Annotated in this window: 12 protein-coding genes and 2 pseudogenes; 6 read left to right on the top strand and 8 right to left on the bottom strand. The window is 57.9% G+C overall.

Annotated features, from left to right (window positions below):
* Positions 1–200: 200 nt before the first annotated feature.
* The 3 genes and pseudogenes from J9893_RS02760 to J9893_RS02750 all read left to right on the top strand — a co-directional run bounded on the left by J9893_RS02760 (position 201) and on the right by J9893_RS02750 (position 2,262).
* Positions 201–572, top strand: a complete 372-nt coding sequence (locus J9893_RS02760; RefSeq protein WP_004099020.1) for a hypothetical protein — start codon at positions 201–203, stop codon at positions 570–572.
* 317 nt (positions 573–889) lie between these two features.
* A pseudogene (locus J9893_RS02755) lies at positions 890–1,816 on the top strand (IS4-like element ISApu1 family transposase); the annotation flags it as partial.
* A gap of 107 nt (positions 1,817–1,923) precedes the next feature.
* The gene (locus J9893_RS02750) at positions 1,924–2,262 is read left to right on the top strand and encodes a hypothetical protein (RefSeq protein WP_031285304.1); all 339 of its coding nucleotides are present in this window, start codon (positions 1,924–1,926) and stop codon (positions 2,260–2,262) included.
* 66 nt (positions 2,263–2,328) lie between these two features.
* Here the strand turns inward: J9893_RS02750 and J9893_RS02745 are convergent, their stop codons facing one another.
* From J9893_RS02745 to mobC, 5 genes and pseudogenes are all read right to left on the bottom strand, one after another.
* On the bottom strand, positions 2,329–2,904 hold the full coding sequence (locus J9893_RS02745; RefSeq protein WP_160839584.1) for a DUF2569 domain-containing protein: 576 nt from the start codon (positions 2,902–2,904) through the stop codon (positions 2,329–2,331).
* Between the two features lie 415 nt (positions 2,905–3,319).
* The gene (locus tag J9893_RS21545; protein ID WP_234887929.1) at positions 3,320–3,631 is read right to left on the bottom strand and encodes a mobilization protein; all 312 of its coding nucleotides are present in this window, start codon (positions 3,629–3,631) and stop codon (positions 3,320–3,322) included.
* Positions 3,632–4,108, bottom strand: coding sequence for a hypothetical protein (locus J9893_RS21540; RefSeq protein ID WP_246875501.1), 477 nt, complete (start codon positions 4,106–4,108; stop codon positions 3,632–3,634).
* A gap of 37 nt (positions 4,109–4,145) precedes the next feature.
* A pseudogene (locus tag J9893_RS21535) lies at positions 4,146–4,760 on the bottom strand (relaxase/mobilization nuclease domain-containing protein); the annotation flags it as partial.
* A gap of 49 nt (positions 4,761–4,809) precedes the next feature.
* Positions 4,810–5,010 carry a plasmid mobilization relaxosome protein MobC gene (gene mobC / locus J9893_RS21530; RefSeq protein ID WP_223917660.1) on the bottom strand — a complete coding sequence of 67 codons (201 nt, stop codon included), beginning with the start codon at positions 5,008–5,010 and terminating at the stop codon, positions 4,810–4,812.
* 412 nt (positions 5,011–5,422) lie between these two features.
* Here mobC and J9893_RS02730 point away from each other — a divergent pair, with 412 nt between their 5' ends.
* Positions 5,423–5,713, top strand: a complete 291-nt coding sequence (locus J9893_RS02730) for a hypothetical protein (RefSeq protein WP_210599973.1) — start codon at positions 5,423–5,425, stop codon at positions 5,711–5,713.
* Between the two features lie 149 nt (positions 5,714–5,862).
* On the opposite strand, the gene J9893_RS02725 is transcribed toward J9893_RS02730, so the two are convergent.
* From J9893_RS02725 to J9893_RS02715, 3 genes are all read right to left on the bottom strand, one after another.
* On the bottom strand, positions 5,863–6,807 hold the full coding sequence (locus tag J9893_RS02725) for a replication initiation protein (RefSeq protein WP_042650711.1): 945 nt from the start codon (positions 6,805–6,807) through the stop codon (positions 5,863–5,865).
* 209 nt (positions 6,808–7,016) lie between these two features.
* Positions 7,017–7,301 carry a type II toxin-antitoxin system RelE/ParE family toxin gene (locus tag J9893_RS02720; RefSeq protein WP_042650712.1) on the bottom strand — a complete coding sequence of 95 codons (285 nt, stop codon included), beginning with the start codon at positions 7,299–7,301 and terminating at the stop codon, positions 7,017–7,019.
* Complete coding sequence (locus J9893_RS02715) at positions 7,291–7,530, bottom strand: CopG family ribbon-helix-helix protein (RefSeq protein ID WP_148726338.1); 240 nt, start codon at positions 7,528–7,530, stop codon at positions 7,291–7,293. The genes J9893_RS02720 and J9893_RS02715 overlap by 11 nt, the downstream gene beginning before the upstream one ends.
* 270 nt (positions 7,531–7,800) lie before the next feature.
* On the opposite strand from J9893_RS02715, the gene J9893_RS02710 reads away from it, so the two are divergent.
* Positions 7,801–8,085: a type II toxin-antitoxin system RelB/DinJ family antitoxin gene (locus tag J9893_RS02710; RefSeq protein ID WP_210599972.1), complete on the top strand. Its 285-nt coding sequence runs from the start codon at positions 7,801–7,803 to the stop codon at positions 8,083–8,085.
* Positions 8,086–8,109: 24 nt separating this feature from the next.
* Positions 8,110–8,619, top strand: coding sequence for a peptide-methionine (S)-S-oxide reductase MsrA (gene msrA / locus J9893_RS02705; RefSeq protein ID WP_008652077.1), 510 nt, complete (start codon positions 8,110–8,112; stop codon positions 8,617–8,619).
* Positions 8,620–8,645: the final 26 nt, after the last annotated feature.

Here is an 8,645-nt window from a genome sequence, read left to right as displayed (position 1 = left end):
CTAAGAAGTTGCTTGAGGTACTGGGTTGCATTGATAATAGTCATGGCTTCGGGCGTGTCGGTTTTTTTTTGCGATTAAATCAGATCACAAACGAAGCCTTTTTTCTATCTATTTCAATTGGTTGTAGCTAAAGATCCTGTACATGACAGGTCACTGCAGCGGCCAAACTGTTGCCACATCTCAGTTCAGGAGGAAACGCAATGACTCAGGAAAGGATCCAGACCCGCTACCCACTCGGCGGCCCCTTCGCCACCCAGGCTGAGCTGGAGCAGGCCATCACCCAGGCCATAACGACCCACAGACAAGATTTCTTCCCTCTGCTGGAACGGCTGGTGGACGTGGGGGACACCCGGGTCAACCTCAGTCAGGAGAACCCGCTGCGGGTGCTCAGCATCGAACTCGCTGACGGCCGTGAAGGAGTGGCCCATATCAACTACGAGTCCAACTTCGCCGAGAGCTGCCTGATTATCAACGAATACGACCAGCACCAGACCAGCCTGGCCTTTCGCCTCGACGGGGATGCACTTATCTTCGACGTCGAACTGCCGATCGCGTGGAATTTCAATAACTGAAGATTCAGCGGTGTAATGCCGCCTGGTTGCTACACCCGGTCAGCCAGCTCCCCTCACCCTAACCCTCTCCCAAAGGGAGAGGGGATCAGCCCGTGCCAACCTCCAGCCGTGGTAGTCACTCCATACTCTGCTGTTATTTCAGGCGCCTGTAATCTTCCCCATATGGCTGTCATCTGAATAGCAATATCCAGCATATAGCCACCATAACCCTCACTCATGTACAGGATCTTTAGCGGCAACCAATTGAAATAGATATAAAAAAGGCTTCGTTTGTGATCTGATTTTATCGCCAAACAAAATCAACACGCGCGAAGCCTATGACTATTATCAACGCTAATTACTATCTGGAGCAACTCTTGGCTCCCGCCGCACTCGAGCGCATTGCTCGGCTCTGCAAGTTTTGTCTGCGTCAGCGTGCCATTACCCCAGCCATGCTCGTACCTGCACTGCTGCGGGCCATGGGAGGCGACCAGGTCAATGACATTGCCGGTTTACACCGCCATTTCAATGCCTTGCAACTGGTAAACACCCATCAGGTTTCTTACAAACCGTTTCACAATCAGCTGCGCAAAGAGAGCTTTGCCCTGTTTATGAAAGCCCTGGTCGAGCGGGCCATCGCCTTGCGTATCGACCATCAACTCAAAGCAGCCTCCCTCGGCGCGTTCAAGCAGGTGTTACTGCACGATGGCACCTCCTTTGCGGTGCATCGGCGCCTTGCTGCTGATTTTCCCGGCCGGTTCAAGACCATCAGTCCGGCAGCTATCGAGTGCCATATGACCATGTCACTGTCGGAGCAGAGCCCGTTGTGCATGAGTGTGTCTGCCGATACCGCAGGGGAACGGCAATTTCTGCCTGAAGCCCACACGCTGACCAACTGCCTGCTGCTGGCTGACGCAGGTTACATTGACAGGGCTTGGTTTGAGCAGGTGAACGACGCTGGCGGATTTTATCTGGTGCGCGGCACGAAAAGCCTGAACCCCAAGATAATCCAAGCCTGGCGCGGTGATGGACGGGAAGTACCCAAGCTGGCGGGACTATCTCTGAGAGAGGCCGGACGGCGACGCTGTCGGGCCGAGGTACTGGATATGGTGGTGAAGTCCGGCCAGGTCGAGTACCGGTTGATCCGGCGCTGGTTTGCTGAGGAAAAGCGGTTCTGTCTGTGGATGACGAACCTACCGCGAGCAGCATGGTCAGCAGAGCAGGTGATGAGCCTGTATCGCTGCCGTTGGCAGGTGGAGTTGCTAGCGTACGTTTCCGTACCGCTGGACTTCAGAGCTATTCGATGAAATGTGCGGATATTTTTCTTACGTTGGTTTTTGGTTCCATTGCTCCCTAAACCCCCAGTCCAGCCATGCACGTTAGAGTCGTCGAGCTGATGGTGGCCGGGGTTCGCCGCCCGCGCGAGGAGTGCCTGGCCGACCCCGGCACGATCGGCACCCTGAGCATCGGCGACATTCCGATCGGAACCGCCGAGAAGCGGCCGCTGCACGCGGCGCAGCTCTGGGAGCGCTGGGGCACCTCGGCCAGGCGCGGCCTGCTGCCGCCGTTGTTCGACGTCCAGGTGCTGCGGATCACACCGCGCGGGCTGCTGCTGCGGGGGTTCCAGGTGGACACCTCGAACCGACCGAACACGGCGCAGCACGCGCAGGAATGGTGGGCCGTGCCGATCGAAAAGCCGGGGGCGGCTTAGCGTGCTTTATTTTCCGTTTTCTGAGACGACCCCAATTAGCGGCGAGTATCCCTCTCGAGCGCAATGTTAGACACTGTCTTCTGGCCGCATGGGTACATATGTTGCCTTCACGCGGCGCGATTTGGATAAGTAGGTTGTCCAAATCGCCGCGGAAATGACTGACACAATGAATGCGCCAAAGAACTGCGGGTCTGGATCAATCTCCCCAAACACCACTAACGGGATAAAAAGCCCCATGACAATCGACGCCGCGGGGCCAGTGATCCACAAAAGGACTTTCGCTCGCTTGACCACGGACATATCTACCCCTGTGGCGAGTCCAAACCCAGCGTAAAAGCTCAAACAGCACACCACCAGAAAGCTCCACCAAGTAAGAGACTTAAATGTTCCCCATTCGGCGACGGTTACTAGATTTGGGTACTGTGATTCGACGGACATGATGTCGGCGTTTATGCGACCGGCGCCCATGAGTGGCCCCAAAAACATAAGACCCGCAACCAAGAGCAAAAGCCAGCCTCCGACACCTACAGGTCCGCTGCTATTGCTTGGTCGGGGAGTGCGTTTCGCAAAGCGATAGATGCCATAAATGGCACCAATGGGGATGATGATTATGAGCAACTGCCAAATCGATAATGATCCCATGAATTTATCCTTGTTGATTGTTTAACGTTCCGGTTCAGCGGCTGCGCGGCAGTTGAGAGTAGATATCCTACCGCTCTATGGATGCTGCCTCGCATCGTACCGCAGGCGACCCCAGCGGAGGGCCTCGGGGATCGCAAAACAGAGCAGGAGCGGCCCAAAAACCGCCGCGCCTAATCGCCATTATGTTTAATAGCCGACTTCACCTGGCAAAATCGACACCCTGCCGAAAATCGACCGCCTGAGCCGCATTCTGGCTCGTTTCTTCCCCCTGCCTGACCCGTTTATGGCCTGAAAGTTTGCGACGCATTGAGGGCCGTTTGAGGGCCGGATCTTGCGGGGTTCGGTTTCGACCAGATTTACATGCCAAGCCCCCCAATCCTTAGCCCCTTCGCCTTCTCCACTTTCGCCAGTGCCGCTACTTGCTCCGCGCATTGAGCAAGGTATTCAGCGCGTCCATCAAGCTCCCGACACTGGTGTTCAATCGACCTAGCGTTATCTTGGTCGTGGCCTCTGATGTCTCCACGGCGTTCAACAGCTCCCCGAAGTCGTGCTGTAGACCCCCGCACAGCGTCTCGAAGTCGCTGAGTACCCCGTTTAAGTGCTCCTGATACTCGGCCAAAGAGCGCCCCTGCTCCTGTAATTGCAGCGTCAAGGCCGCGGTCTGCTCTCTGTGTGTCGTCTCGATTTGCTCCAGCCTGCCGACCAAGATCCGTTCCAGTTCCGTCATTCACTGCACCTCCACGGCTTTGCGACCGTCTTTCATGTTGATCAAAGTCCCAAGTTGGGGGGCTGCTAGGTACACCTTGCCGTTGCTCTCGATGACCTCCACCCCCTTGATGGCTTCGAGCGTCGTGATCCGCTGCTGGATCTCGCTGCCGAGCCAGCTCAACAACCCCCAGCTCCCGAACCCGAGCCCCAATGACAGGCACGCGCCGATCAGACACGCTTTCCACCAAATGCCGGAAAATCGCCTCAGCAACAGGGCCTCCCTCCTGGACTGCCTCATGGCCGATCTCAGCGGTGCGGTCGCGGCCTTCATATCGCTTACGGTTGTATTCAGCTCGCCCTTCACAAGCTCTCTCAAGTCGCTCCTGACAATATCTTTCAGCTCCTTCGTCCACCGTTCCGCCTCTACCTGTTCGGCGAGCTTCTGCTGCGCGATCCTCTCGCTCAAGAGTGTTTTCGACTGTCCAAGATGCTCCATAAATCTCCCCTTTGAGTCTGATTGCCTTCGGGTATCCCTCTGGCTTGATACTGAGATGATCGGCACCGGATCGCGTGATTTCGCATCCCATTTCCACGACCTTTCGCCGCAGATCAGCGGCGTTGGTGATCACCCCTTGGGCGATGAACCCCAGCAGGTACTCCGAGACCTGTTTCTTGATTGCCTTGCGGTCGTTGGCGTCCCTGTAGGCGTCAAAGCTGGGCTGCACAGGCCGCCGCCTGAGCGGGTCGTCTGGCCGTGCCCAGCCCTTTCCGTAGTTCCATTTGTTCCGCAGCGAATCGAAGTGGCTCCGTTGACCTGGCGGGGCTACGTTCAGGGATTTTCCCGTGCCCAGGTGAACGCGGGGGATCAGGATGTGGACATGCACACCGCCATCTTCCTCGCGGTGCAGGACGGCGGTCAGGTGTACGTCCTGCCTGTCCAGTCCGGCAAAAGCCAACTTCTCGAAGTCGTCCAGCACGGCGTTGATTTCATCCTCTGTCGGTGCCTCTTCGGTAGCCCAAGAGATAACGGCGCTGGTATACCGCTGCTGGAACGGCAGAGAGTCGGCCAAGGCACCGAACAACACCGGGTCTCCCCGCAGCACCTCAACGCCTGCCCGAGCAACCCCCTTGTGGTCTAGATCCCCCATCAGGTAGGCACTGGCAGCAGCGCCAGAGCCTGTGCCGTGGGCCATAAACTTAATGTGCATCGTCGTCCCCCTTTGCCTTTGGTTTGGGTGGGGGCGGTAGCCGGGGGAGCAACTTGGCCGCCTCGGCCTCGATGCTCCGCAGATAGGCCAGCGCCTCTAACACCGGCATCCGATCACCCTTACTCCGGCACTCGTTGAGTGCCCGAGCGACCTGATTCAGGTTCGAGCCAAGCGCGGCCAGTTGCCGCATCAAAGCGGGGTCAGCATCGTTGCTGGTATCCCGTGGGGGGCGTGAGGGGCGCTTGCGGGGCGTGGGGATGTGCGTCTGCTGCCCAGCATCGACCGCCCCCCTGATCCAGTCCGATACACTGAGGCCAGCAGAGGTCGCCTGCTGGCGCCATACCTCCGCCGTGGCCTGGTCTATTCGGACGCTCACGGTCGTGCTTCTCGGGACTTTGGCCACGGTGCCTCCGGTGTGGTTTTGGGGTGGGGGATTGAAGGGGCAGCGCCCCTCAACAGCCCCGTATGTAGTTGCGCAGCAACGTAATACGGGTAGGCTGGCTTAATGCCAGTACAGCAAAAAAACAGGGGGTCGGCAACTTGCCAATTATCGTCACAGTGACACATAATCAATTACCGTTACAGTGACAGGAAATAACACCATGAAGGACACCAAGGATCAGGCGACTGGGGACATGTTTGGCATCAAGCGCGGACGGGGTAGGCCAAAAACCGGATCAGCCAAAACAGGGGCAGAACGACAAGCAGCCTACCGTGCAAAGCAGCAGGACAATAACGTTACTGTGACGATAAATCTGGCATTGGTAGAGGGGCTGGATGCCCAGATGCAGGCTATCCGGGATGGAGGGTCGGCGGTGGTACTGACCCCGGAGCAGGCCGGGGAGATCCTGCGGGCACTGCGAAAGGCAGAGAACAAACAGCTCCGGGGATAAGACCTACTGCCCACAGGCCAAACACATGGCCTGATGGACAGCCCTTCGGGATCGGCCTTACCCCCCTCGCACCAATCCTCTCTCTTGAATGATTTTAAGGGCTCAAAGAACCCCCTTCGGGGGCTACTATCTGATAAGGCTTGTTTCGATCACTCAGATTCGCGTTTCAGGTACAGGCTGACCGTACTGGACGAGATCCCAAGATCCTCACCTATGTCGCGGTTGCTGTACCCCATACCCTTAAGCCTGAGCACCTCCGGTAAGAGGTCTGCACGAGCCTTACCGCTATTACTGGGCCTGCCCCCACCTTTGGATACTTTCCCACCCTTGGCCCCTCTGGCGGCCTGTACGGCGCTGAACCCTGCGGGGGTTAGGTTACGGTGCGTCCACTTCGCAATGGACTTAGCGATGTGCCTGACCTCGTTGGCCGGGAGCGGCGGCTCGAACTGGACGTTGTACCCGATCGCCCGATCTATAACGGCAGAGAGCCAAGCCTCATACCCCGGCCACCCCTGCCTAATCGCCTTGTAAGCCCACTGGCGCGTTTTCTCGAACAAGGTGCAGTTACGCCCCAACCCGTAAGCTGGAAGCTGTTTGCGGCCATTGTAGGGGCTTAAATCGAGGTAGTCGGCCAGCCAGCTCAGATCGTAGGAGGCGGGCTCCCATACCTGGACAAGCCAGTGGGTATGCAGGGGGTTCTTGCAGATCAGCCCGGAGTAGCCCAGATCCGCCCCCAGTTTCTCCCGGAGGGCGGCCTCGATGGCGGCGGCATACCGCAGTGGGGCCACCTTGCCGTCCGGGGCAGTGCGGATCGGGGTCTCCAGTCCGTAGATCAGGTGGGCGTGGCCGTTGGCCCTGTTCGTCACCGTGATGTTCGGTGCCGGGGCGCCTACGTCATCCCAGGATAACGTAGCGGCAGCATGGTCTACGTCAAACACGAGCCAATGCCGATGCGTTGGCCCGTTCGGCTGGATGTAACGAGCCCCAAGGGCACGGCTGACATCCGCAATGGACAGACCCGTGGTAAATTCGTCGGTGTGGTAGGGCTTCCGGGGCAGGCGCTCCCGGAACAGGTCAAGCTGTGCTCGATTCAATGACCACCGCGCATATTGGCGGCGCTAAAGGGTTGTCTGGTGTGATCCATGTGATATATTTCACCTATTGCATAAGCACGGCCCCGAACTCTCTGTAATCTCCCGCCAAGTTGATCAACAGAAGTTCGGGGTTTGTCTTTTCTAGGCAGTACGTTACCGCACGACCCCCTCCATACGCAAACGCATACCGCCCTACCTACAAGCACCCTTCACCAGTGGCTTGGTAGCCGCAAGCGGGTATGAAACACCCTCAGAATTTGGATCTCCTCGCCCTTCACTCGGTATGGAATGAGGAACGGATAGGGTTGCAGCACAAGCTCTCGTGTACCAGGAACGCGCCCTGGCCGTCCCATTGCTGGCTGATCTACCAACAAGTGAACCAAGCGATACACCTCTAATACAAACTCCTGGGCCACCCTGGAGTTCTCTTTTGCTAAGTGATCGTGAGCATCCTCAAGGTTCAGTGCAGCCTTACGCAGCCATTTAACCTGCATTGATACCCCACCGATTGAACTTCGCCATCATCTCCTTTTCGGGCACGAAGTCACCCGCATTCGCTTCACGCAATGCCGCTTCAACTTCCGCGATCTGCCAGGCTTCACGCGCCAAATAATCCTGGATAGCCTGATTCGCCAACCACGATTTGGTTCTTCCTGTTGATTGGGCCAGTTGCCCCAACTGTTGCTCTACCTCATCCGGTAAGCGAACGGACATAACACTCATACACACCCCACCAAACCACAATGTTTACATGATACTACACCTTTACTGAATGACAGGCACGGACAACAGGCAGCAAAAAGGGCGTCCGATTTAACGTAACGCCCCCTTATGCGCACAGACCTGCCAAGGACCCTTCCCCAGCGAGCTGGCCAATTAGGGGTCGTCTCAGAAAACGGACAACAAAGCACGGTAAGCAAACCGGCATTGCCCTTAAGCTGTAGTCACATTGCGACTACAATAGAGCCTCTGAAACCTTCAAGGGAAATGACCATGAGCACCGCCGATACCTATGTCCGCGCTCGCATCGACACCAGCACCAAGGAGCGTGCCGCTGATGCGCTCGAAGCAATGGGGTTGTCCATCTCTGACGCCATCCGCTTGCTGATGCTGCGCATTGCTGATGAGCGCCGGATGCCCTTCGATGTGAAAGCCCCTAACGCCACCACGCGCAAGGCCATTGCCGAACTTGAGGCTGGGAAAGGCAAGCGTTTCGCCAGCGTTGATGACCTGATGGCAGACTTGCATGCGGACCCGCCTTCAGGTTCAATGCCTTGAGGCAGAACTTTGAAGGAGATCACGATGAACCCGAGCGAAAAAGCAGTCCTGGCCGGCGGTTGTTTCTGGGGCATGCAGGACCTGGTGCGCAAGCTGCCTGGCGTGTTGCGCACCCGTGTGGGCTACAGCGGCGGCGATGTGCCCAACGCCACCTACCGCAACCACGGCACCCACGCCGAGGCGTTGGAGGTGGAGTTCGACCCCACGCAGACGAGCTTTCGCGACCTGCTGGAGTTCTTCTTCCAGATCCACGATCCGAGCACCCCGGGGCGCCAGGGCAATGACCGCGGCAGTTCCTACCGGTCGGCCATTTTCTACACCTCGGACGAGCAGCTGGCCACGGCGCAGCAGACCATTGCCGATGTGAATGCCTCGGGTTTGTGGCCGGGCAAGGTGGTCACCGAGCTCGCGCCCGCGGGGCCGTTCTGGGAGGCCGAGCCCGAGCATCAGGACTACCTGGTCAAGCACCCCAACGGCTACACCTGCCACTACCCCCGTGCGGGCTGGAAGCTGCCGCGACGCGAGATCGGCTGACGGCCAACGCTCAAGAACGGTGGGGG

Origin of the sequence: Aeromonas sp. MaB10011B, from assembly GCF_017939325.1 — a bacterium.
Lineage (GTDB): Bacteria > Pseudomonadota > Gammaproteobacteria > Enterobacterales > Aeromonadaceae > Aeromonas > Aeromonas caviae.
Note: the sequence above shows the minus strand (reverse complement) of the source record. Positions and strands in the feature narration are given on the sequence as shown.